Genomic DNA, 23363 nt, shown 5'->3' with positions numbered 1-23363 from the left:
AGTGAAGTTAAAATTATTTTTAACCTGCGATGCCTTTCTCCAATGCTTCCACCATCACTTTGGCCGGGTCGCAGGGCACGGCCCATTCCCTGGATTGCGCAGCGATTTCCACCATGCCGGTCGGGCTGGTGACATTCACTTCGGTGAGGTAATCACCAATTACATCTAAGCCGACCAGAAACAGGCTGTGCTGCTTGAGGGTTTTACCAACTGTTTCCGCAATTTCACGGTCACGGTCACTCAACGGTTGCGCGACACCTTTGCCCCCTGCGGCCAGGTTGCCGCGAGTCTCGCCAGCCTTGGGAATTCGTGCGAGCGCATAAGGCAGTGGCTCACCATTGATGATCAGAATACGTTTGTCGCCTTTGACTATTTCCGGGATATAGCGCTGCACCATGATGGTTTGCGTTTCAAACTGCGTCAGTGTTTCCAGGATAGCGAAAATATTCGGGTCATCTTTGCGTAGCCGGAAAATACCGCTGCCGCCCATGCCATCGAGTGGTTTGACGATGATGTCGCCATGTTCCGCCAGAAACGCCAGTATTTTGTCGCGCTGGCTGGTGACGATGAAGGGTGGCGTGAATTGCGGAAAGCGGGCGACCGACAGTTTTTCGTTCCAGCCCCTGATAGAGGCGGGGTCGTTAATGATCCTTGCGCCTTGTTGCTGCGCCAGTTCCAGCAAGTAGGTGCTATACAGGTACTCGTTATCAAACGGCGGGTCTTTGCGCATGAGAACGGCGTCAAAAACCGTGGGCGCATGCGTGGTTTTATCACCTACTACCCAGCCATTGTCATCAAAGTTGAAGGGTTGCGCATCCACCAGTGCGATCTCGCGCTGCAAATGCCAATCATGCTGTTCGCACACATAAAGATGGTGCCCGCGTGCCTGCGCGGCGCGCATGATGGCGAGGCTGGTGTCTTTATAAACGGTCAGGGTATGCAGCGGGTCGAGTATAAACAGCAGTTTCATCATGCGCCTTAGAGTCAGTTAAGCGTTTAGCGGGTCATTGTCCTGTAACTCCATGCCGGCTGCCAGCAAGGCCAGGCGCGCGACTACACCATAAGCGTAGAAGCGGTTGGGCGGCGCATCTGGCGCGTCGCTACAGTCGGGCAGGGTACAGGGCTTTTCAAACGCCAAAGGTACAAACTGCATGCCGGGCGCATTGAGGTTTTCATCCACGCCCCGGCTGGTGTGCACACGGTAAAAACCGCCGATGACAAAGTGATCCATCATGTACACCACCGGTTCGGCCACGGCATCATTGATGTTCTCAAAGGTATACACACCTTCTTGTATCATCACCTCGGAGACTTCTACGCCTTCTTTAATCACCGACATTTTGTTACGAGTCTTGCGGTTGAGGTCGCGCACTTCGTCGGCCGATTTGACGCTCATAATACCCATGCCGTAGGTGCCTGCATCTGCTTTAACGATGACAAATGGGGCGTGCGTGATGCCGTATTCAGCATACTTGGCGGCAATCTTTTTCAACATGGCATCGACTTTGTCCGCTAGTTGGTCTTCACCGACGCGGGCATGGAAATCAATGCCGCTGGCCGTATCAAAATAGGGATTCAGCAGCCAGGGGTCTATATCCAATAGTTTGGCAAAGCTATCCACCACCTTGTCGTACGCTGCGAAATGTTGCGATTTACGGCGGGTAAACCAGCCTGCGTGCAGCGGCGGGATCAGGTTCTGCTCCAGGTTTTGCAACAGGTCCGGCACGCCACCAGACAGGTCGTTATTGAGCAGGATGGCACAGCTATCAAACGCCGGGTAATCCACACCTTCAAACGTCACGGCCTTTAACTTGAGGCGGTTTTTCTCGCGTACCAGTGGTTCCAGGATCAAGGGCAGGCCATCATGGGTTTCCAGCCGGGTGACTTCGGTGATGTCTGGTGAGAGGCTGCCTACGCGTACTTCCATGCCAGCGGCCTTGAGGATATGGCAAAGCTCAACCACATTGCGCAGGTAATAAGTGTTACGGGTATGGTTTTCCGGGATCAGCAATAAACGGCGCGCGTCAGGACAGATTTTCTCCACCGCTACCTGCGCCGCCTGCACCGCCAGGCTGAGGAATTCCGGATTCAGGTTATTAAAACCGCCGGGGAACAAGTTGGTATCCACCGGTGCTAATTTAAAGCCTGCGTTACGTAAATCTACGCTGGCATAAAATGGCGCGGCGACTTCCTGCCACTGGCCACGGAACCAGTGCTCAATATCCGGCATGGCTTCCAGCATGCGCTTTTCCAGGCTGACCAACGGGCCGCTCAACGCGGTGGTTAAATGGGGAACCATATATTGCTCCTATGCAAATCTTTTTGGGCTGGCTGCTTCAGGTGCAGGCCAGCGATGCTGTTCATTATGCTTCTTGTGCGATGACTGCATGGGCTTGCGCATCCGCATGGTAGCTGCTGCGCACCATGGGGCCGCTGGCGGCATTATCAAAGCCCATGGCATCCGCCTGCTGTTTAAACCAGGCAAACGTCTCCGGCGTGACATAGCGTAGCACCGGCAGGTGATGCACACTTGGTTGCAAATACTGCCCCAGCGTCAGCATGCTGACATTGTGCGCACGCAAGTCACGCATGACTTCTATGATTTCTTCATCGGTTTCACCCAGGCCCAGCATGAGGCCGGATTTGGCAGGCACATGCGGGTACATCTCGCTGAATTGCTTGAGCAGGTCGAGCGAATGCTGGTAATCGGAGCCCGGACGCGCCTGTTTGTACAAACGCGGGACGGTTTCAAGGTTGTGGTTCATGACATCCGGCGGCGCTTCACGCAGGATTTTCAGTGAAATATCCAGGCGGCCACGGAAATCGGGCACCAGGATTTCGATTTTAATATTGGGGGATTGGGCGCGGATGGCGCGGATGCAATCCACAAAATGCTGGGCACCGCCATCGGGCAAATCATCACGGTCTACTGAAGTCACCACCACATAGCGCAGTTTCATCTGCGCGATGGTACGTGCCAGGTTTTCCGGCTCGTTCGGGTCAGGCGGCAGCGGTTTGCCATGCGCGACATCGCAGAACGGGCAGCGGCGGGTGCAGATATCACCCAGAATCATGAAAGTTGCCGTGCCGCTGCTAAAGCATTCGCCTATATTCGGGCAGCTGGCTTCTTCACACACGGTATGCAGGTTGTTGTCGCGCAATACCTGTTTGATTTCCTGGAAGCGGGCAGAATCCGGCACCTTCATGCGTATCCACTCCGGCTTGCGCAATACCGGCATGGGCACGATTTTGATCGGGATACGCGAGGTTTTTGCAGCGTCGATTTCTTTGACGCCAGCCACCTTTTTCGCCGGGCGTTCGGTTTGGCATTTATCTGACATGCGCCAGTTTCTCTTTCAATCTCTGGGTTAACTCGGTGGCGATATCAGCCATGGTTAACGGAATCTGTAATTCTTTGGTTTGCGTCATTTGCATGCCGGCATAACCACACGGGTCTATGTCAGCAAATGGCTGCAAATCCATCGCTATATTTAAACTTAAGCCATGATAACAGCACTGATTTTTAAGGCGTAATCCTAATGAGGCGATTTTTTTACCAGCCACATAGACGCCAGGTGCATCCGCGCGCGCTTCGGCAGGCACGCCGTAGGCTGCCAGGAATTCTATCAGGCTGCTTTCCAAGATGGTGACGAGTTGCCGTACATTCAAGTGATGGCGTGCCAGATCGATCAGACAATAGATCACCAGCTGGCCGGGGCCGTGGTAAGTGATTTTGCCGCCACGGTCTACATTCACCAGCGGGATGCCGTTCTCAGGCAGGCGTACGCCGCGCCGGTTCAGGCCCAGGGTATAAACGGGTGGGTGTTCGGTGACCCATAACTGGTCTGCAGAGTCGGCGTTGCGTTTCGCCGTATAGGCCTGCATGTCGGCCAGGGTGACTGCATAATCAGTCAGGCCCAGCTGGCGGATTTCCAGGGCAGGCATGGGAGGGGTTGAGAAGACTACAGCACGACCTTGACCATCGGGTGCGAGGTCAGGCTGCGATAGATATCATCCAGTTGCGGTTTGGAGGTGACATACACGAGGCAAGTCAGGCTCAGGTATTTGCCATTGCTGCTGCCACGGATCTCGATCAGGTGCGTATCAAATTCCGGCCAGTGGCCCTGTATCACACGCGTGACTTCGGCGCTAAAGTCATCATGTGTCTCCCCCATCACTTTGATGGGGAAGTTAGTGGGAAACTCAATCAGGGTTTCCTCTGCTGCCGGAACTGATTCTGGCGGATTCTGATCTTGCTGGCTCATACGGTCACCTGTTTGCTACGCGGTTATTGCAGGTACAAACGCACCTGGTCGATCATGCGTGAAAAAATATTACTGGCTTCAACCGCCTGCATAGTGACCAGAGGCACGCTGTGAACGACCTGGTTATTCAGCGTAAATTCGATTTTGCCTACGGTTTGTTGTGCCTTGAGTGGCGCTTCCAGCGGTTTGGCTATGCGCACATTGGCTTTCATATTGGCGTATTCGCCTTGTGGCAAGGTGAGGTACACAGGTTTGGCCACGGTCAGGTCGACTTCGCTTTCGGTGCCTTTCCAGACTTTCTGGCGGGTGATGGCTTTAGCGGCCGGGTAAATCAGTTTTGATTCAAAGAACTGGAAGCCGAAGTTCAGCAGTTTCTGGCTTTCAGCCGCGCGCACATTGTCAGAAGCTGTACCCAATACCACTGAGATCAAACGGAAATCGTTGCGCTTGGCGGAAGAGATCAGGCAATAACCCGCTGATTCAGTATGGCCGGTTTTCATGCCATCGACGCTAGGGTCGAGGAACAATAAGCGGTTACGGTTAGGCTGGGTGATCTTGTTATAGGTATAGGATTTTTGCGAATACAGGCGTGCGTAGTCTTGCGGGTAATCGCGGATCAGCGCATTGGCCAGGATAGACAGATCACGTGCCGTCGTCGTATGGGTCGGGTCAGGCAAGCCGGTAGAGTTAATGAAATGGCTGTTTCTCATACCCAGCGCTACTGCTTTTTTGTTCATCAGCGTGGCAAACAATTCTTCACTACCGGCAATGCCTTCTGCCAGCGTGATCGCTGCATCATTGCCGGACTGGATGATCAGCCCATGCAACAACTCGTCAACCGTGACTGTCATCGTGGTGTCGATAAACATTTTAGAGCCTTCGACCTTCCAGGCTTTGTGGCTCACCGGCAATGTTTGCGTCAGTGACAAGCGCTTCTGTTTGACGGCTTCAAAGGCCAGATACGCCGTCATCACCTTGGTCAGCGAAGCGGGTTCTACCGGCATATCCGGATTATTGGCGGCCAGTAATCCGCCGGTATTGGCATCGCGTAATACAAAAGCTTTGGCGGCCAGTGTCGGTGAAGGAACATTCAGGGTGACGGTTTCAGCCGCCAGCGTGATGATTGGTAAAGAGAGTAGAAGTGCAATGCAAGAGCGCCACATGGTTAGTCACTTAACGAGAAAAACAGTCAATGAGAAAAAACCCTAAACGGGAAACAAACTTCACGCAAAAAACCTTGCGTGAAAAAACAATTACCGGGAAAAAATCAGTGCAGGTAACTGCAGTTGGTCACGCATCTGACTGGCAGCCTGTGCGGCCAATGCGTGATCTGGATACGGCCCCAGTACAACCTGGAACAGCTTGCCATTATACACTTTGTTGAGCAGGGTTTGTGTCTTGGGGATGCTGTTGGAGATGCGTTTCTGCAAGCGGTCGGCATTTTCTTCCTGCCCGAAAGCCCCGACCTGTATGTAAATGCCATTGGCTTCAGGCCCTGTGGCAGGCATAGTTGACGTAGTTGGAATGCTTGCGGGTGCCGGTGTGTCAGAGGATACGGACTGGACGATCTGCCTGGTCATTTGCACGGTTTCACTGGCTGCTGGCGGCGTGGCAGGTGCCGCGAGCGTGGTGTCTATCAGTGTGATTTCTACCTGGCTGGAGCCATGCTGGATGATATCCAGCTGCTTGGCTGCCGCATAAGATAAATCAATGATGCGAGGACGCCCGAATGGCCCGCGGTCATTGACCCTGACGATCACAGATTTACGGTTGCTGAGGTTGGTCACACGCGCATAGCTGGGCAGAGGCAAGGTTTTGTGCGCGGCGGAAAGCTTGAACATGTCATAGACTTCGCCGCTGGCAGTTTTACGGCCATGGAATTTTTTGCCATACCAGGAGGCATGGCCGGTCTGGGTGAACGGTGTGGCAATCGTAGTCATCGGCGAAATCGTCTCGCCATTGACGATGTATGGCTTGGTGGTAGATTTGACGATAGGGTCCAGCCTGGGCGTGACTGTGGTTTCCAGCGGCGTATTCGGGTCTATGCCATCGGTGGCATTGCCTTCAAATTCCGGTTTCGGATCAATATTGATGATGCGCGGGCCCATGATGGTCGGTGTCGAGGGTGCCGTTGCCTGTGGTTTTGCGGCTGGCCGTTCAGTGGGCGTGGTTTTGCTGGCTGGCGGTTGTGAGGGTGTGGTCTGGCGTGGCGGCATACTGCTGCTACAGGCAGCCAGCAGGCTGGTAAGCAGCAGTATTCCCAGCATATTCAAATTGAAAGACATCCTATCCTCACTCAATGACAGCACTAGTCGGTCGCTACCAGGCGTTTATGCGATTGCACACTCATTAACAAGCCCAGGCTCAGGCCCAGGGTTAATAATGAGGTGCCGCCATAGCTGACCAATGGCAGTGGAATACCCACCACCGGCAAAATGCCACTGACCATGCCCATATTCACAAAACAATAAGTGAAGAAGGTGGCAGCAATACTGCCTGCCAGCAGGCGCGAAAAGGTATTTTTGGCTTGCGAGGCAATAATGAAAGCGCGGCCAATGATGATGATAAACAGCAGCAATAACAGGCAGCAACCCACCAGGCCAAACTCTTCGGCAAACACGGCAAAAATAAAGTCAGTGGTGCGCTCTGGCACAAAATCCAGTTGTGACTGGGTGCCGTTTAACCAGCCTTTGCCTGTCATGCCGCCTGAGCCAATCGCAATCGTTGCCTGAATGATATGGTAGCCCGCACCCAGCGGGTCCTGGCTGGGGTCTATCAAAATCTCGACCCGGCGCCGCTGGTAATCATGCAGCATGGACCACAGAATGGGCAGCGCAGCGCCAAACGCAATCGCACTGCCAAAAATAAATTTCCAGCTCAGCCCGGCCAAAAAGATCACGAAAAAGCCGGAAGCGAACACCAGGGTGGCGGTGCCGAGGTCAGGCTGCTTGGCGATCAGTAATACCGGCACCAGCAAAATCACGCCTGCCACCAGGTAATCGGCGGTACGCAACATGGTTTCACGTTTGGAAAAATACCACGACAGCATGATAGGCACCGCCAGTTTCATGAGTTCTGATGGCTGGATTTTTGTTACACCCAGATTTAACCAGCGCCTTGCGCCGTGGCTGATATCGCCTATCAGCGCGACCGCGAGTAATAGCGTCAGCCCAAAAATATATACCGGAAACGCGATGCGTTCAATCAACAGCGGCTGCGTATTCGCCACCACCAGCATCACTGCCATCATGATGATGATATTGATGATTTGCGCATTCACTTTGGTGAGCGACTGACCGGAGGCGCTGTATAGCACCATCAAGGCCACCACCAGCACCATAAGCACGGTGGCAAGCAAGATAGAGTCTATATGCCTGATAAAGCGGCCTATCAATTGTCTAATCATGTGGCTCCTCTTCTTCAGGCGCATTAGGCACGGTGACTTCAGGCGCCGCTGCGGCAGCCGGATCCACTGGCACTTTGCCCAGCAAATAATAATCCATCACCTTGCGCGCGATCGGGCCAGCAGTAGAGCCACCGTGGCTTCCATTTTCAACGATCACCGCCACTGCGATTTTCGGGTCATCCGCCGGGGCATATGAGATAAACCAGGCATGGTCGCGGTGCCGCTCGTTGATCAGTTTTTCGTTATATTTTTCGTTTTGCTTGATACCGACCACTTGTGCGGTCCCGGTTTTGGCCGCAATCAGATAGCCGGCATTGGCGCCAATCGCAGCAGCGGTACCGCCAGGCTGGGTCACATCCATCATGCCCAGTTTGACGATTTCGAGGTTGTTTGCGCTTAGATTCAACTGGTCGGCGATCTCATGCGGCAACAAACTGACCTGATTGGTTTTGGAGTTGACAATGGCATTCACCAGGTGCGGACGTATCGATTTGCCGCTGTTGGCCAGCATGGCGGTCGCGCGCGCGAGCTGCATGGGGGTGACCAGTGTATAGCCTTGCCCGATGCCGACAATTACGGTTTCGCCCATATACCAGGGTTGTTTGAAACGTCTTTTCTTCCAGGCCGGTGTGGGTAGCAGGCCGGACAATTCGCCCTGGATATCGATATTGGTTTTTTCACCAAATCCGAAATGCCGCACAAAGTCGGTCAGACGGTCTATACCCAGTTCCATCGCCAGGCCGTAAAAAAATGTATCGCAAGACACGGTGATCGCCCTGCGCATATCTACCGCGCCATGGCCGGAGGGTTTCCAGTCACGGTAGCGGTGACGGCTGTTTGGCAGCATGAAATAGCCAGGGTCGCTGATTGCGAACGGTGGCTGGCGTTTGCCTGACTCTAATCCTGCCAGCGCCACAAATGGTTTGAAGGTAGAGCCGGGCGGGTATATGCCTTTCAGGCTGCGGTTGATCAGTGGTTTATCCAGCGAGTTATTCAGCAGGTTCCAGTTATCGTAATCAATGCCATCGACAAACAGGTTGGCGTCAAATGAAGGCATGCTGGCCATCGCCAGCACTTCGCCGGTTTTTGGCTGGATGGCGACCAGCGCGCCGCGCCGACCTGCAAATTCATGTTCGGCGATCTCCTGCAACTTGGCGTCCATGGACAACACGATATTGTTACCGGAAGTCGGGGATGCGCTGGAAAGTACGCGTACCGCACGGCCATCTGCATCGATTTCTACCTGCTGGAAACCGGTGATGCCATGCAATTGCTCTTCGTAGGCTTGCTCCACCCCGGCTTTGCCTATGTGCTCGGTGCCTTTGTAATTCGATAGCTGGTTATTTTCTTTCAGCTGCTTAAGGTCGTTCTCGTTGATGCGGCTGATGTAACCAATCGCATGCGTACCCAACGTGCCATAAGGATAGTGACGGAACAAACGCGACTTCAGTTCTACGCCCGGAAAGCGAAAGCGGTTCACCGCGAATTTGGCCGCTTCATATTCATTCAGGTGGGTACGGATCGGGATGCTCTCAAAGGTGTGGCTTTGTCCGCGCAGTTTTTTAAAGCGCTTTAAATCAGTCGGCGAGATCTCGACCAGCTGGCCCAGTTCTTCTATCGTATCCTGGAGGTCATCGGTTTTAGAAGGTGTGATTTCCAGCGTATACACAAAAAAGTTGTGCGCCAGGATGATGCCGTTGCGGTCTGAAATCAGGCCACGGTTGGGCGTGATAGGGACAATCGAGATGCGGTTATTTTCTGCCAGCGTCTGGTAATAATCGTAACGGTAGATCTGCAAAAAATAGAAACGCCCGGCCAGTGCCGAAAACGCGGCAATCACCACTAATACCAGAAAAACCAGGCGAACCCTGAACTTGTGCTGTTCGTTCTGATGGTTCTTGAGTTCGGTGCTGTACCCCATGCGCTTACAGCTTTTTCGGGCGCGACAGTTCGCCAAACCACATGATCATGATTTGCCAAAGGATCAGGTCGGAGATGATAGGCAAGCCATAGGTCCAGTCAGGCAGTTCGCCGCCTGCAAACAGCTTGAGCAACATGATCAATACACGTTGCATGCCAAACAGGAAGATCAGGTAAAGATACAGCTGCCAGCGGTTGAACAACACCAGGCGACGCTGGTAGATCACGCCCAGAAAACCTGTGATCGAGAAAGTCAGTGCATGCTGGCCCAGCAGACTACCGGTGGCCAGGTCTACCAGCAAGCCCGCAAACCACACCCAGCCGATGTTGCAGTGGTAAGGCGCTTGTAACAGCCAGTAAAGTGCGATCACCAGCAGAAAATCTGGCCGGATGATCACGCCTGAGTTAGACCAAGGATAGAGCTGGAACACCAGCCCGACCAGCAGCGTAAAAAAGAAAGTGCTGAATTTAACCGGCTTCATGGATGCCCCGGTGTTGTCGTAGTCTGGCCATTATTCGGTGGCGTGGCGCCAGGTGTAGTGCCTGCTGGTGGTGTTGCCGGCGAAGTAGGCGTGGCAGGTGTTGGTTCGCTATCTGCCGCCGTATCCAGGCTGGGGATCTCGGTGACCGGGTGCGGGTCGACGGCTGCATTGTTTTTTTGCAGTACATCAACCACCGACTGATCCAGATGTTGGGCGTTATTGCGCGGCAGCACCGGTTTGTTGTCAGTCACCGGGTTGATGGCCGGAGATTCGGGGATCTTTAAAATCAATACGTGTTTATGGTTGTTCACCCCGGCGATCGGCCGGCTGACGATCTTGGCAAAAGGTGAATCCTGGCTTTGCTTGATTTGCGTGACAATGGCGACCGCCAGCCCGGCCGGGTACACGCCGTCTATGCCTGAGGTCACCAGTTTGTCGCCAACCTTGATATCGACGCTGGTCGGCAAGTAGGGGATGTCCAGGGTGTTACGTTTACCTTCCCCAAACGCGATCGCACGCAACTGGTTGCGCTCGATCTGGATAGGGATGGATAGTTTTTTATCGGTGATCAGCGTGACTTCACTGGTAAACGGGTAAACGCGCGTGATCTGTCCAACCACACCCTGCTCATCCACCACGGCTTGCCCGGGGGTGATGTCGTGGCGGCTGCCACGGTTGAGTGTGATGATATTGCTGAACGGGTCGCGCCCCATATGCATCACTTCGCCCAGTGTGGCTTTGGGGATGATAGGTGCATCACCGGCGAGCAGCGTGCGTAAATGCACGTTTTCGGCATCGACAGTGGCCAGCCGTTGTAGCGCGGCATTATCAATCAGGCCCTGTTGCTTGAGCTTGAAGTTTTCCTGGATCAGCTGATTGTGCGAGGTGAAATAAGTATTGATATTGCGCCCCCACTCATTCGGGGCGCTGGCGACGATCTCCAGCGGGTGCAGGGCAGCGCTAAACCATTGGCGGACCTGGCTCAGGTACTCAAAACGCGCGTCTATGGCCATCATGACCAGCGACACGGTGCAAAAAAACATCAGGCGTGAAAAAGGCCGCGGCCCCTGGATAAAGAAGGCCGGGGATTCGTGCGGGTCAAGCTGTTGGTGTATGCCTTTGAGCATGATGAGGGTGTCGCCAGCCAGACCTTGTTTTATTCACTGGCAAATACATTGCCCAGCTTGTCCATTTCTTCCAGCGCGCGGCCACAACCACGGGCCACGCAAGTAAGCGGGTCTTCAGCCACAATGACAGGCAAACCGGTTTCTTCAACCAGCAAGCGGTCCAGGTCGCGCAGCAATGCGCCGCCGCCAGTCAGTACCATGCCTTTTTCGGCAATATCGGCACCCAGTTCAGGCGGCGTTTGTTCCAGGGCGGATTTCACCGCACCAACGATGGAATTCAGTGGCTCAGTCAGTGCTTCCAGGATCTCGTTGCTGGAAATCGTGAATTTACGTGGCAAGCCTTCTGCCAGGTTGCGGCCGGTGACTTCCATCTCAAGTACTTCAGAGCCCGGGAAAGCAGAACCGATTCTTTTCTTGATCGCTTCAGCGGTCGGCTCGGAAATCTGCATGCCGTAGTTGCGACGGATGTAGTCAATGATTGCCTGGTCAAACTTGTCGCCACCGACGCGCTCGGATTTGGCATACACGATACCGCCCAGTGAAATCACGCCCACTTCAGTGGTGCCACCACCGATATCCACCACCATGGAGCCAGTGGCTTCAGCAACCGGCATGTCGGCACCGATCGCAGCTGCCATCGGTTCTTCAATCAGGAACACCTGTTTGGCACCAGCGCGCTCGGCGGATTCTTTGATCGCACGGCGCTCAACCTGGGTAGAGCCGACCGGCACACAGATGATGATGCGTGGGCTAGGGGAGAACCAGCGGGATTCGTGTACTTTACGGATGAAGAACTTGAGCATTTGCTCGGTGATGGTGAAGTCGGCAATTACGCCGTCTTTCATCGGGCGTATCGCCTGGATATTCGCTGGCGCGCGGCCCAGCATGCTTTTCGCATCAGAACCTACCGCCAGTAATACCTTTTTACCATTCGGTCCGCCTTCGGTACGAATGGCCACCACAGACGGCTCGTCCAGCACGACACCCTTGCCGCGCACATAAATCAGCGTGTTGGCTGTGCCAAGGTCAATGGCGAGATCATTGGAGAAGTAGCTGTTGAGTGCACCGAACATGTTTTATCCTGTAAAATTCCGACTTTTGAACTGTCAGCCGAGTGTGGCTTAAAATCAAGGTATAATAGCGCAAAACGCACATGAAATTAAGATGTGATTTCGAATTCTTGAAGACTTAACCTCTATGGCACTCATTCTTGAAGACATCAAACGTATAGCTCATCTGGCTCGCATCGAAGTCAGTGACAGTGAAGCGCAAGAAACTTTAAACAAACTTTCCGGCATTTTAGGGCTTATCGAGCAAATGCAGGCGGTGGATACCAGCGGTATTGCCCCCATGTCCCACTCGCAGGATGTGACGCAGCGCCTGCGTGAAGACGTGGTCACCCAAACCAATCAGCGTGAATTATTCCAGGCTATCGCGCCTGCTACACAAGATGGTTTATACCTTGTGCCCAAGGTCATTGAATAAAAAAATCGATACACGCACTGATCGAATAACCAGTCGCTCCCTCTCATACGGTTTTAATGATGATTAACAGTAGCCTCAAACAGCTGGGTCAACAATTGGCCAGCAAGCAAGTTTCCAGTGTCGAGCTCACGCAAGCCTATTTGCAACGCGTGACGCAACTCAACCCGGCCATCAACGCCTTTATCACTCTTGATGAAGAAAAAACCCTGGCTCAGGCCAAAGCTGCGGATGCGCGCATTGCTGTCGGTGATTTCGGGCCATTAACTGGCATCCCGCTCGCACAAAAAGATATTTTTTGCGCCAAGGGCTGGCGCACCACTTGCAGCTCAAAAATGCTGGAAAAATTCATTGCGCCTTATGATGCGCATGTCATCAGCCAGTTTGATGCCGCCGGTGCGGTGAATCTGGGCAAAACCAATATGGACGAATTCGCCATGGGTTCATCCAACGAGACCAGTTATTTTGGTGGCGTGAAAAACCCGTGGGACTTCGATCGCGTGCCTGGCGGCAGCTCAGGTGGTTCCGCCGCCGCCGTTGCCGCGCGCTTATGTGCCGCAGCCACCGGTACCGATACTGGCGGTTCCATCCGCCAGCCTGCCTCATTGTGTGGCTTTACCGGCCTGAAACCGACTTATGGGCTGGTGTCACGTTACGGCATGATCGCGTTTGCCTCTTCTTTAGACCAGGCAGGCCCGATGGCCAAGTCGGCGGAAGACTGTGCGCTGATGCTCAATGTGATGGCCGGTTTTGACGAACGTGATTCCACCAGCGTCAACCGTGAAAAAGAAGATTACACGCGTGGTCTGACCGCCATGACGGGCGACCAGCCGCTAAAAGGCCTGCGCATCGGCCTGCCTAAAGAATACTTTGCCGAAGGCCTGAGTGCCGAAGTCGCCAAAGTGATTGAAACCGCGATTGCCGAGTATAAAAAACTGGGCGCGGTCATTGTGGATATCAGCCTGCCGAATAACAACCTGTCTATCCCGGTTTACTACGTGCTGGCACCGGCTGAAGCCTCCAGTAACCTGTCGCGTTACGATGGTGTACGCTACGGGCACCGCGCTGCCGAATACAATGACCTGCAAGAAATGTATATGAAGTCGCGCGCCGAAGGTTTTGGTGCCGAGGTCAAGCGCCGTATCCTGATTGGTACCTATGTATTGAGCGCCGGTTATTACGATGCTTATTATCTGAAAGCGCAGCAGATCCGCCGCCTGATCGCGCAGGATTTTGTCGAGGCGTTCAAGCACTGTGATGTGATCATGGGCCCGGCTGCCCCTTCGACAGCCTTTAAGGTCGGGGAGAAGACCAGCGACCCGGTCGCCATGTACCTGGAAGATCTATATACCATTGCCGTCAACCTGGCTGGCTTGCCAGGCATGAGTGTCCCGGCTGGTTTCACCCAGAATGAAGGCAAGCCGTTGCCAGTTGGCTTGCAGATCATCGGTAATTATTTTGATGAGGCGCGCATGCTGGATGTCGGCCACGCCTATCAACAAGTCACAGATTGGCATACACGCATGCCGGAGGGCATCTAACATGCAGTGGGAAGTCGTGATCGGGTTAGAAACCCACGTTCAGTTACAAACCAAGTCCAAACAATTCAGTGGTGCTTCGACCACCTACGGCGCTGCGCCAAACACGCAGGCCTGTGAAGTGAGCATTGCTCTGCCGGGTGTATTGCCGGTCTTGAATAAACAGTCGGTCGAATGTGCCATCAAATTCGGCCTGGCGATCGATGCCGAGATCGCCCCGCGCAGCATCTTCGCCCGCAAGAATTACTTTTACCCGGATCTGCCCAAAGGTTACCAGATCAGCCAGTTTGAATTGCCGGTGGTGGGTAAAGGCAAAGTGACCATTCAGGTACCCGCTGGTAAAAATACCGAAGCCTACGAAAAAGTCATCAATATCACCCGCGCCCATCTGGAAGAAGATGCCGGTAAATCTGTGCATGATGCCGTGGAAGGCATGTCTGGCATCGATTTGAACCGTGCCGGTACGCCATTGCTGGAAATCGTGACTGAGCCGGATATGCGCAGTGCGGCGGAAGCAGTTGCCTATGCCAAAAAGCTGCATGAGCTGGTGCAGTGGATAGGCATTTGCGATGGCAATATGCAGGAAGGCTCTTTCCGTTGTGACGTCAACGTGTCTGTGCGCCCGAAAGGCACTGAAAAGTTAGGCACCCGCCGCGAAATCAAAAACCTCAATTCTTTCAAATTCATGTTGCAGGCGATTGAGTACGAAACCCAGTGGCAGATCGAAACACTGGAAGATGGCGGCACTATCCAGCAGGCGACTATCCTGTTTAACCCGGATACCGGTGAAACCCGCGCCATGCGCTCCAAGGAAGAAGCCAACGATTACCGTTATTTCCCTGACCCGGATCTGTTGCCGCTGGAAGTGACTGAAGCGGATAAAGCACGTGTTCGCGCGGAGATGCCGGAGTTGCCGCAGGCACTGCAGGCGCGTTTTACCAATGAATACCAGCTCTCGAGTTACGATGCCAGCAACCTGACCGGTTCACGGGCGGTGGCAGATTACTTTGTAGCTGTGGTGACTGCCGGTGGTGACGCCAAGCAGGGCGCTAACTGGGTGATGGGTGCGCTTTCGGCCAAACTGAATGCAGCTGAACTATCCATAGAGCAGAGCCCGGTCTCTGCGACACAACTAGCGACTTTATTGAAACGCATCGCCGATAACACCATCTCTAACAACGCCGCCAAACAGGTGTTTGAAGGGTTGTGGGCTGGTGAAGGTGAGGTCGATGCGATCATTGAAGCCAAAGGCCTCAAGCAAGTGTCAGATACTGGTGCGATTGAAGCCATCATCAATGAAGTGTTGGCGGCCAACCAGGCCATGGTTGAGGAATATAAAGCTGGCAAGGAAAAAGCGTTTAATGCGCTGGTGGGCCAGTGCATGAAGGCCTCTAAAGGCAAGGCCAACCCGGCACAGGTGAATGAGCTACTAAAAACCAAATTGGGTTAATCGCTGGTTTCAGGCTGGCAAAGCCTGAAGCGCAGCATTGCAAACAATGGCGTGAAGATTATTCTTCGCGCCATTTTGCATTAATGGCGATCAAATCGGGCAGGCAGTTGATCATGGCTTCTACTACCTGCGGATCAAAGTGCTGGTTGACCTGTGATTTGATTTCTTCCACGGCATTTTCCACTGACCATGCCTCTTTGTAAGGCCGTTTGCTCAATAACGCATCAAACACATCGGCAACCGCCACAATGCGAGCTTCTAGCGGAATCTCTTCGCCTTTCATGCCAAACGGATAGCCGCTGCCATCCCATTTTTCATGATGATACAGGGCGACGGTATGCGCCAGTTTGATCAGCGGAGAAGTAGATTTATCCAGGATATCGGCACCCAGTTGCGGATGGGTGCGCATGATGGCCAGTTCTTCGTCATCCAGTTTGCCAGGTTTGAGCAATACATGGTCGGGGATGCCGATCTTGCCGATATCGTGCATGGGGGCGGCATGCACCAGCTGCTCGGCAAAGCCTGCATCCAAGCCCATCTCCAGGGCTATCCTGCCCGAGACGTGGCTCATGCGGATGACATGCATGCCGGTTTCATTGTCTTTAAATTCGGCTGCGCGTCCCAGGCGTTGTATCAGTTCCAGGTGGGTGCGTTTTAATTCATCTATGTGCACTAATGACAGGTGGGTTTTCACGCGAGCCCGCACCAGTGCCGGCGAAATCGGTTTATTGATGTAATCAACACCACCCGCACTAAAGCCTTGTGACTCATCCGCTTCTTCTGCCAGTGCGGTGACAAAGATCACCGGGATCGTATGTGTGTCAGGGTCGCTTTTCAGCTGTTTACAGACTTCAAAACCGGTCATGCCCGGCATCATGACATCGAGCAGAATCAGCCCCGGTCTTTCTTTTTTGACCAGCTCCAATGCATCCATGCCGCTCTTGGCAAAACTCAGGCGATAGTCGTCCTGCAACACTTGCTTGAGCACTTTCAGATTGAGCGGCTCGTCGTCGACAATCAGGATCTTGGGTTGCTGGATGGTGTAATCGGTCATGAAGTCGTCCCGTGCGCCTGGGTCTCCAGTAATGTATCGATATGAATCACCGCCTGTTCAAAATCAAAATCATTCAGGCATTGCGAGACGGTATGTAATGTCTGGCGCCACTCAACGGGCGCATGCTGTATCAGCTTGTTCGCCAACGCATCATCCAGCTCGGCCATTGCCGCAAGCGCGCGCAACTCTTGCAACCATGCCCGCAATTGTTCCGTATCGATATTGGCAGTGATGACAGCGTGTTGAGCCGATACTGGCTCACTCTCAAGCAATGCACGGATGGTGTGCTGCAAGGCTTGAATGGTGATGTGTAAACGCTCGACCAGGGCAGGACATTCTTGCCAGTGCTCTTCAGTCATTTGCTCCAGCGCATCATAAATGGACTGTACTTTAGGCAATGCCAGATTGGCACTCACGCCTTTATTGGCGTGCGCGATCATCCTGAATGCGGCATGATCTTTCGCCTGGATGGCCGTTTGCAATGCTTCTATATGTCGCGGTGATTCTTCCAGGTACTGGCCGACTTCAATCAGGTAAGTTTGCTGGTCGCCCCATAACATCACGCCTTTATTCAGGTCGAATTCTTTTTGCGCCAGCGTTTGTGCGTCCGTAACTGCTGGCTGTGATGCGACATTACCCGTCAATACACGCTGCATTTCTGCCAGTAATAGTGGTAATTCAATCGGCTTGGAGCTAAATCCATCCATATCCGCCTGTTTGGCAGCCAGTCTATCCTGCTCCAGCACACTGGCGGTCAAGGCAATGATCGGTGTTCTATCCCAGCCCGCTTCGCGTTCCATTTCACGGATGCGCAAGCTGGCAGTCAAACCATCGACGACCGGCATTTGTACATCCATTAAAATAATATCAAAGGAGCGGGTCTGCACGGCGTCAATGACTTCCTGGCCGTTTGAGGCAAAGCTGACTCTGTGGCCTTGCTTTTCCAGCATGATACCGAGGAGTTTACGGTTCTGTTCAATGTCATCTGCTGCCAAGATATTCAGAGAGGGCAACACACTTAGACTGACATCTACCGCAGGTTCAATACGCATGCCTTCGGGTAAGGGCAGCACGACACTGAAACAGCTGCCCTGACCGATCTGGCTGCTAGCCCTGATGCGGCCACCCATGAGTTCAACCAGTTGTTTGCTGATGGTGGTGCCCAAGCCGGTGCCGCCAAAACGGCGGCTCATGGTGGCATCTGCCTGGGTGAATGGGTCGAAGATGCTTTCCAAACGGTCTGCGTCTATGCCTATACCACTATCAATGATGTCAAACTGTACTTCGTCACCTTCGAGCGGGTATACCCTGAGTTCTACATGGCCGGTTTCGGTGAATTTAACCGCGTTACCCAAAAGGTTGGTCAACACCTGGCGGATACGGTGCTCAGCGCCTTTGAAATAGCCGGCGGCTTCCGGCGCCAAGGTCAGCTTTAATTCCAGATGCTTTTTACGCGCTTGCAGCCACAGCGAAGAAATCACGCTGTCGACCAGTTCACGCATGGAGAAATCCAGGATTTCCAGCTCCAGCATGCCTTTTTCCAGCTTGGCACTATCCAGAATGTCATTCAGCAGATGCAGTAATGATTTGGCCGACTGGCTGATGGTGGATAAATAATTGCGTTGCTCCTGTTGCATGGCGGTGTCCAGCAGCAATTCGCTAAAGCCGATAATCGAGTTCATCGGTGTGCGGATCTCATGGCTCATATTGGCCAGGAAGGTACTTTTGGCACTGGCCGCCTGTTCGGCTTTATCTTTGGCCAGCAGCATCTCTTGTTCCATCTGCTTGCGTTCACTAATGTCTATCATAAACATCAGTACTTTAATGACTTTGCCATCCATATCGCGAATCGGGCTGTAAGACGCATGGATCCAGATTTTTTTGCCATGTTTGCCATGACGCAAAAATTCGCCATGCACAAACTCACCGTTTTTGAGAGAGAGCCACTTTTGTCTGTAACGGTCAGTGGTAATAAATTCTGGTGGGCAAAGGAGGGAATGATGTCGGCCCAGGATGTCTGGCAGTTCATAGCCGAGCAAGTCCAGAAAGCTCTGGTTAGCGGTCAATACAAACCCGTCAATGGTGAATTCAGCCATGCTGGTCGAGTTATTAATAGCATTCGCAATACCCTCAAACTCGGCATTTTTCTGTTTGGATTCAGTGACATCCAGCATGACGCCGTCCAGCGCTTCGGCTGTGCCATCGTTGCTGTAAATGGCAGAAGCAAATTCTGAAATCCACTTTTCATTGCCTTTGCGGTCGGTGATCCTGTACTCGATCGCATAGTTGGTGCGGTGGGCGACGGCGGCTTCGACGATAGGTTGTATGCGCTGTGCGTCGTCGGGGTAGATCAGCTGCGAGAAATGAATATTGCCGCTCAGGAAGTCTTCTACTGTCCAGCCGGTCATTTCCAGCACGGCATCACTGATCAGGCGCATGCTCCAACTGTCGTCCAGGTTGCAGCGAAAAGTCACGCCGGGAATATTGTTCATCATGGAGCGAATCTGCTGGTCTTTTTCACGGATGGCTTTTTCGATTGCTTTGCGCTGTGAGAGGTCGGTAATAAAGCCGACAAATAGTTTTTCGCCCGGCAGTTTGACCTCACCGATTGCCAGGCGGATGGGGAACTGCGTGCCATCTTTTTTAATGGCTTCGAGATCGCGGCCTTCGCCAAGGATTTGTGCCTGTCCGCCAGCCTGGTAGTTTTTAAGGTAGTACAAATGATTGGAGCGGTCCGGTTCCGGCATCAACATTGAAATATTTTTGCCTTCCATCTCTTTTTTGCGCCAGCCAAATATGCGTTCTACGGCTTCGTTGCAGGAGATGATCTGGCCGCTGGCATTGATGGTGACTATGCCGTCGACGGCGGTATTGAGAATCGTCGATAAACGGGTTTCGCTGACTTTGATATTAACGAGCGCCTGCCGGTAACTGATCAGCACATTGATCGCGGCAGCGATGATGCCTATCAGTATGGTCACCAGCGTGATGCCGAGTGCCAGTGAGATGGATTGGTTATCTTCCGGGTTGAAGCCGGGTTGCGCCTGCCCGAGAAAGCGCGCCGATGCCATGCCGGTGTAATGCATGGCGGTGATGGCACTACCCATCAGGATACCGCCCAATGCGATACTCAGTTTAGCCGGCAGCTTGCCTTTCTGGTTAAGGAAAATGCCTGTCCATAATGCCAGTGTTGCCAAACAGACCACCACCACTACCGAAATCAAAACCCATACCAAGTCGAATTTGAGTACCGGTTCCATTTTCATGGCCAGCATGCCGGTGTAATGCATGGCGCCTATGCCGGTGCCTACAGAGAGGCCACCCTTGATCAGTTTGCCATAATCAAGCTGGTTCTCCGTCATCAGGTTGAGCGCATAGTAAGACGCCAGAATGCCCGGCATCATCGAGATCATGGTGACTTCTGGGTTGTAAGTGACTTTGGTACAGATCTCGTAGGCCAGCATGCCGATGAAATGCATGGCCCAAATGCCTGCCCCGAGTGAAATGGAGCTGGCGATAATGGAAAATTTTTGCGAAACCAGCGAGGTCTGCTTTTGCGAAAGGCGCGTTAGCTGTAGCGCCAGCACCGAGGTGCCGATGGCAACCAGTGCTGAGAGGATGACTAGCCATGGGTTATACGTACCATAGAGCAGGGCGGTGGGCGACCCTTCCCTAAAAAAGAAAATACTGTACCAATCCATGCGCTAAAGCCTTAGAAGTAAAAGGTTAATCATTCTTGCTAACGATATTCTAGCTTGCGTATACGATAAATTATATTGAGAACAATGCTGTTTTAAAAGGCTATTTCCGGATTTAGATCGTAGGCTGGCCCGATATTCAACCAGGACGGAAAAGCAAAAAACCCTGCGGTTGCAGGGTTTCTATTAAGGGCTTGCGTGTTCGCTTAACGGGTCAATGGCACAGCACGTGGCATATCAACTGATAGCAGATCGTCATAAAACCAATAGTGGTCAGCACAAAGCTGATGGCAGAAAATACCTTCCACTTCATTTTGCTCCAGAAATCCGGATCAAATGCAGCAATGGTGAAAATGGTCGGGTTGGTAAAGCCACCGATCGCGACACAGATGCAGGCAAAGTGGTGCAGCTCTATGCCTGCTGCTTTGGATGCGGCAAAAAACCCCAGTTGAAACAACGCCATCAGGGCGTAATCAACGTGGGCACGGATCATGGTTTTGTAATCGATCAGAAAGCCGCCATCTATCCCCGGGATGGGAAACCAGCGGGCAAATGTCATCAACCATGCGGATAAAATTAAAGCGGTAGTACAGGCAACTGCGCCAATCAATAAGACTTCCATGTTTTTCTCCTGAGCTCTGATTTAAAGGTAACCCGTATTTTTATTATGTGGGTCATGTGATTGTAGACAGATCTGTCTATCTGTCAATATGCGGCAGGCCAAATGCAGAGTAACTTGCGTTAACTGTGGTTTTCCCGCACAATCCGTCCCTTGCTAGGGGTCTGTAAACCCTTCACTCAGTGAAGATTTTACAGTGAGAGTTACCCTTCGAACCTGACGCGGTTGATACCGCCGTAGGGAATGCAAAGGTGCGCATCCTTACGTCTATCTATTTTAAGGATGCCTAATGAACGCTATTGATAAAAATATCAAGTTCGTCAACGCCGATGCCAAAGTTGACGAAGCTACCACCAAACCATTTGCCAAATCGCGCAAAATCTACGTTCAAGGCTCCCGCCCTGATATCCAGGTGCCGTTTCGTGAAATCTCCCTGAGTGATACGCCATCCAGCTTTGGTGGTGATATCAACCCGCCAGTAGTGGTGTACGACACTTCCGGCCCTTATACCGACCCAACAATCGATATCGATATCCGTAATGGTTTGCCAGCATTGCGCGCACAATGGATCATGGAGCGTGGCGATGTAGAGCAGCTCGATGGCCCGACCTCAGAATTCGGTCATCAGCGCCTGGTTGACCCGGCATTATCCGACATGCGTTTTAACCTGCACCGCAACCCTTTGCGTGCCAAGGCCGGCCATAACGTCAGCCAGATGCACTATGCACGCCAGGGAATCGTCACGCCAGAGATGGAGTTTATCGCCATCCGTGAGAACCAGCGCCGTGAAAACATGAGCGAATTGCTGCAAACCCAGCATCCTGGCCAAAACTACGGCGCCAGCATCCCTGCTGTGATCACGCCTGAATTTGTGCGTGATGAAGTGGCGCGTGGCCGGGCGATCATTCCTGCCAACATCAACCACCCTGAAATCGAGCCTATGATCATAGGCCGTAATTTCCTGGTCAAGATCAACGCCAATATCGGTAACTCGGCACTGGGTTCGTCTATTTCCGAAGAAGTGGAAAAAATGGTGTGGGGTACGCGCTGGGGTGGCGATACCGTGATGGATCTGTCTACCGGTAAGAATATCCACGAAACACGCGAGTGGATCATCCGCAACTCACCGGTGCCTATCGGTACCGTGCCTATCTACCAGGCACTGGAAAAGGTCAACGGCAAGGCCGAAGACCTGACCTGGGAAATCTTCCGTGACACCCTGATTGAGCAGGCCGAGCAAGGTGTCGATTATTTTACGATACATGCAGGCGTGCGCCTGGCGTATATCCCGATGACGGCCAAACGTATGACCGGCATCGTGTCACGCGGTGGTTCCATCATGGCGAAATGGTGTCTGGCGCATCATAAAGAATCTTTCCTTTATGAGCATTTTGAAGACATCTGCCAGATCATGAAGCAATACGATGTAAGCTTCTCACTTGGTGATGGCCTGCGTCCGGGCTCTATCTACGATGCGAACGATGCCGCGCAATTTGCTGAACTGAAAACACTGGGCGAACTGACGCAGATTGCCTGGAAGCACGATGTACAGTGCATGATCGAAGGCCCTGGCCATGTGCCCATGCACCTGATCAAAGAGAATATGGATCTGCAACTGGAGCACTGTGGTGAAGCGCCTTTCTACACCCTTGGCCCGTTGACCACTGATATCGCCCCTGGTTATGACCATATCACTTCCGGTATCGGCGCTGCGATGATCGGCTGGTATGGTTGTGCCATGCTGTGCTACGTGACGCCGAAAGAGCACCTGGGTTTGCCGGACAAGGAAGACGTGCGCGTCGGTATCATCACTTACAAGATCGCAGCGCATGCGGCTGACCTGGCCAAAGGCCATCCTGGCGCGCAGATCCGTGACAATGCTTTATCCAAAGCCAGATTTGAATTCCGCTGGGAAGACCAGTTCAACCTCGGCCTGGACCCGGAAAAAGCCAAGGAATTCCACGATGAAACCCTGCCACAGGAAGGCGCGAAACAGGCGCATTTCTGCTCTATGTGTGGTCCGCACTTCTGTTCAATGAAGATCACGCAGGATGTGCGCGATTATGCTGAAAAAATGGGCGTAGACGAGAAAGAAGCGCTACATAAAGGCATGCAGGAAAAAGCGATTGAATTCGTCAAAAAAGGCAGTGAGGTTTATCAGAAGGTGTAGTGAAACTTCTATGTTTGAATAAGCGATGTGATTAAAAGCCAGCAGGGATGCTGGCTTTTTTTATGATGGATTACGCGCAACACTATGCAGAATGTAAAGAATTGAATTTAAATCAATATATTACTTCTAACCATGACTGGATGTAAAAGGTA

Annotated in this window: 19 protein-coding genes and 1 riboswitch; of the genes, 4 read left to right on the top strand and 15 right to left on the bottom strand. The window is 52.8% G+C overall.

Annotated elements, in window-relative coordinates; genetic code table 11:
• Positions 1-19: 19 nt before the first annotated feature.
• The 12 genes from gshB to ACTS9Y_RS05785 form a co-directional block, all read right to left on the bottom strand.
• Entirely contained in the window at positions 20-970 is a 951-nt protein-coding gene (gshB, locus tag ACTS9Y_RS05840) for a glutathione synthase (protein WP_442586909.1), read from the bottom strand.
• Between the two features lie 18 nt (positions 971-988).
• A complete protein-coding gene (gene gshA / locus ACTS9Y_RS05835; RefSeq protein WP_442585030.1) occupies positions 989-2299 on the bottom strand; it encodes a glutamate--cysteine ligase in 1311 nt (436 codons plus the stop codon).
• A 64-nt stretch (positions 2300-2363) separates the two neighbouring features.
• Complete coding sequence (gene lipA, locus ACTS9Y_RS05830; protein ID WP_442585029.1) at positions 2364-3341, bottom strand: lipoyl synthase; 978 nt, start codon at positions 3339-3341, stop codon at positions 2364-2366.
• Complete coding sequence (gene lipB, locus ACTS9Y_RS05825) at positions 3331-3945, bottom strand: lipoyl(octanoyl) transferase LipB (protein ID WP_442585028.1); 615 nt, start codon at positions 3943-3945, stop codon at positions 3331-3333. Before lipB ends, lipA begins: the two co-directional genes overlap by 11 nt.
• Positions 3946-3962: 17 nt before the next feature.
• Complete coding sequence (locus tag ACTS9Y_RS05820) at positions 3963-4265, bottom strand: HP0495 family protein (protein WP_442585027.1); 303 nt, start codon at positions 4263-4265, stop codon at positions 3963-3965.
• 23 nt (positions 4266-4288) lie between these two features.
• Positions 4289-5386, bottom strand: a complete 1098-nt coding sequence (locus ACTS9Y_RS05815) for a D-alanyl-D-alanine carboxypeptidase family protein (RefSeq protein ID WP_442586908.1) — start codon at positions 5384-5386, stop codon at positions 4289-4291.
• Positions 5387-5518: 132 nt separating this feature from the next.
• A complete protein-coding gene (locus ACTS9Y_RS05810) occupies positions 5519-6550 on the bottom strand; it encodes a septal ring lytic transglycosylase RlpA family protein (protein WP_442585026.1) in 1032 nt (343 codons plus the stop codon).
• Positions 6551-6573: 23 nt separating this feature from the next.
• Positions 6574-7671: a rod shape-determining protein RodA gene (gene rodA / locus ACTS9Y_RS05805; RefSeq protein ID WP_442585025.1), complete on the bottom strand. Its 1098-nt coding sequence runs from the start codon at positions 7669-7671 to the stop codon at positions 6574-6576.
• The gene (gene mrdA / locus ACTS9Y_RS05800; RefSeq protein WP_442585024.1) at positions 7664-9592 is read right to left on the bottom strand and encodes a penicillin-binding protein 2; all 1929 of its coding nucleotides are present in this window, start codon (positions 9590-9592) and stop codon (positions 7664-7666) included. Before mrdA ends, rodA begins: the two co-directional genes overlap by 8 nt.
• 4 nt (positions 9593-9596) lie before the next feature.
• Entirely contained in the window at positions 9597-10073 is a 477-nt protein-coding gene (mreD, locus tag ACTS9Y_RS05795; protein WP_442585023.1) for a rod shape-determining protein MreD, read from the bottom strand.
• Positions 10070-11200, bottom strand: a complete 1131-nt coding sequence (gene mreC, locus ACTS9Y_RS05790) for a rod shape-determining protein MreC (protein WP_442585022.1) — start codon at positions 11198-11200, stop codon at positions 10070-10072. Before mreC ends, mreD begins: the two co-directional genes overlap by 4 nt.
• A gap of 29 nt (positions 11201-11229) precedes the next feature.
• Positions 11230-12273, bottom strand: a complete 1044-nt coding sequence (locus tag ACTS9Y_RS05785) for a rod shape-determining protein (protein WP_055830500.1) — start codon at positions 12271-12273, stop codon at positions 11230-11232.
• 124 nt (positions 12274-12397) lie between these two features.
• Here ACTS9Y_RS05785 and gatC point away from each other — a divergent pair, with 124 nt between their 5' ends.
• Genes gatC through gatB form a run of 3 tightly spaced genes read left to right on the top strand, consistent with a single transcriptional unit; the run spans position 12398 to position 15670 of the window.
• The gene (gatC, locus tag ACTS9Y_RS05780) at positions 12398-12685 is read left to right on the top strand and encodes an Asp-tRNA(Asn)/Glu-tRNA(Gln) amidotransferase subunit GatC (protein ID WP_442585021.1); all 288 of its coding nucleotides are present in this window, start codon (positions 12398-12400) and stop codon (positions 12683-12685) included.
• 59 nt (positions 12686-12744) lie between these two features.
• Positions 12745-14223 carry an Asp-tRNA(Asn)/Glu-tRNA(Gln) amidotransferase subunit GatA gene (gatA, locus tag ACTS9Y_RS05775; protein WP_442586907.1) on the top strand — a complete coding sequence of 493 codons (1479 nt, stop codon included), beginning with the start codon at positions 12745-12747 and terminating at the stop codon, positions 14221-14223.
• 1 nt (position 14224) lies between these two features.
• Positions 14225-15670 (top strand): Asp-tRNA(Asn)/Glu-tRNA(Gln) amidotransferase subunit GatB, encoded by a 1446-nt coding sequence (gene gatB, locus ACTS9Y_RS05770; protein WP_442585020.1) that lies wholly within the window; start codon positions 14225-14227, stop codon positions 15668-15670.
• Between the two features lie 58 nt (positions 15671-15728).
• Here the strand turns inward: gatB and ACTS9Y_RS05765 are convergent, their stop codons facing one another.
• From ACTS9Y_RS05765 to ACTS9Y_RS05755, 3 genes are all read right to left on the bottom strand, one after another.
• Positions 15729-16724, bottom strand: a complete 996-nt coding sequence (locus ACTS9Y_RS05765) for an HD domain-containing phosphohydrolase (RefSeq protein ID WP_442585019.1) — start codon at positions 16722-16724, stop codon at positions 15729-15731.
• Positions 16721-20425: a PAS domain S-box protein gene (locus ACTS9Y_RS05760; protein WP_442585018.1), complete on the bottom strand. Its 3705-nt coding sequence runs from the start codon at positions 20423-20425 to the stop codon at positions 16721-16723. Before ACTS9Y_RS05760 ends, ACTS9Y_RS05765 begins: the two co-directional genes overlap by 4 nt.
• A 211-nt stretch (positions 20426-20636) precedes the next feature.
• Positions 20637-21044: a hypothetical protein gene (locus tag ACTS9Y_RS05755; protein ID WP_442585017.1), complete on the bottom strand. Its 408-nt coding sequence runs from the start codon at positions 21042-21044 to the stop codon at positions 20637-20639.
• 145 nt (positions 21045-21189) lie between these two features.
• A riboswitch (TPP riboswitch) is annotated at positions 21190-21302 on the top strand.
• Between the two features lie 28 nt (positions 21303-21330).
• On the opposite strand from ACTS9Y_RS05755, the gene thiC reads away from it, so the two are divergent.
• A complete protein-coding gene (gene thiC, locus ACTS9Y_RS05750; protein ID WP_442585016.1) occupies positions 21331-23211 on the top strand; it encodes a phosphomethylpyrimidine synthase ThiC in 1881 nt (626 codons plus the stop codon).
• The last annotated feature ends 152 nt before the right edge of the window (positions 23212-23363 follow it).

The sequence above is a fragment of the Methylophilus sp. genome (assembly GCF_052173275.1).
In the GTDB taxonomy this organism is placed as follows: domain Bacteria; phylum Pseudomonadota; class Gammaproteobacteria; order Burkholderiales; family Methylophilaceae; genus Methylophilus.
The sequence above is the reverse complement of the archived record's forward strand: the minus strand, read 5'-3'. Positions and strand labels throughout refer to the sequence as shown.

Coding starts and splice junctions, on each gene's coding strand:
- gatC (WP_442585021.1), top strand. CDS start 12,398: ATGGCACTCATTCTTGAAGACATCAAACGTATAGCTCATCTGGCTCGC.
- rodA (WP_442585025.1), bottom strand. CDS start 7,671: ATGATTAGACAATTGATAGGCCGCTTTATCAGGCATATAGACTCTATC.
- gshB (WP_442586909.1), bottom strand. CDS start 970: ATGAAACTGCTGTTTATACTCGACCCGCTGCATACCCTGACCGTTTAT.
- mrdA (WP_442585024.1), bottom strand. CDS start 9,592: ATGGGGTACAGCACCGAACTCAAGAACCATCAGAACGAACAGCACAAG.
- thiC (WP_442585016.1), top strand. CDS start 21,331: ATGAACGCTATTGATAAAAATATCAAGTTCGTCAACGCCGATGCCAAA.
- mreC (WP_442585022.1), bottom strand. CDS start 11,200: ATGCTCAAAGGCATACACCAACAGCTTGACCCGCACGAATCCCCGGCC.
- gshA (WP_442585030.1), bottom strand. CDS start 2,299: ATGGTTCCCCATTTAACCACCGCGTTGAGCGGCCCGTTGGTCAGCCTG.
- lipA (WP_442585029.1), bottom strand. CDS start 3,341: ATGTCAGATAAATGCCAAACCGAACGCCCGGCGAAAAAGGTGGCTGGC.
- gatA (WP_442586907.1), top strand. CDS start 12,745: ATGATTAACAGTAGCCTCAAACAGCTGGGTCAACAATTGGCCAGCAAG.
- ACTS9Y_RS05765 (WP_442585019.1), bottom strand. CDS start 16,724: ATGACCGATTACACCATCCAGCAACCCAAGATCCTGATTGTCGACGAC.
- ACTS9Y_RS05785 (WP_055830500.1), bottom strand. CDS start 12,273: ATGTTCGGTGCACTCAACAGCTACTTCTCCAATGATCTCGCCATTGAC.
- ACTS9Y_RS05820 (WP_442585027.1), bottom strand. CDS start 4,265: ATGAGCCAGCAAGATCAGAATCCGCCAGAATCAGTTCCGGCAGCAGAG.
- gatB (WP_442585020.1), top strand. CDS start 14,225: ATGCAGTGGGAAGTCGTGATCGGGTTAGAAACCCACGTTCAGTTACAA.
- mreD (WP_442585023.1), bottom strand. CDS start 10,073: ATGAAGCCGGTTAAATTCAGCACTTTCTTTTTTACGCTGCTGGTCGGG.
- lipB (WP_442585028.1), bottom strand. CDS start 3,945: ATGCCTGCCCTGGAAATCCGCCAGCTGGGCCTGACTGATTATGCAGTC.
- ACTS9Y_RS05760 (WP_442585018.1), bottom strand. CDS start 20,425: ATGGATTGGTACAGTATTTTCTTTTTTAGGGAAGGGTCGCCCACCGCC.
- ACTS9Y_RS05755 (WP_442585017.1), bottom strand. CDS start 21,044: ATGGAAGTCTTATTGATTGGCGCAGTTGCCTGTACTACCGCTTTAATT.
- ACTS9Y_RS05810 (WP_442585026.1), bottom strand. CDS start 6,550: ATGTCTTTCAATTTGAATATGCTGGGAATACTGCTGCTTACCAGCCTG.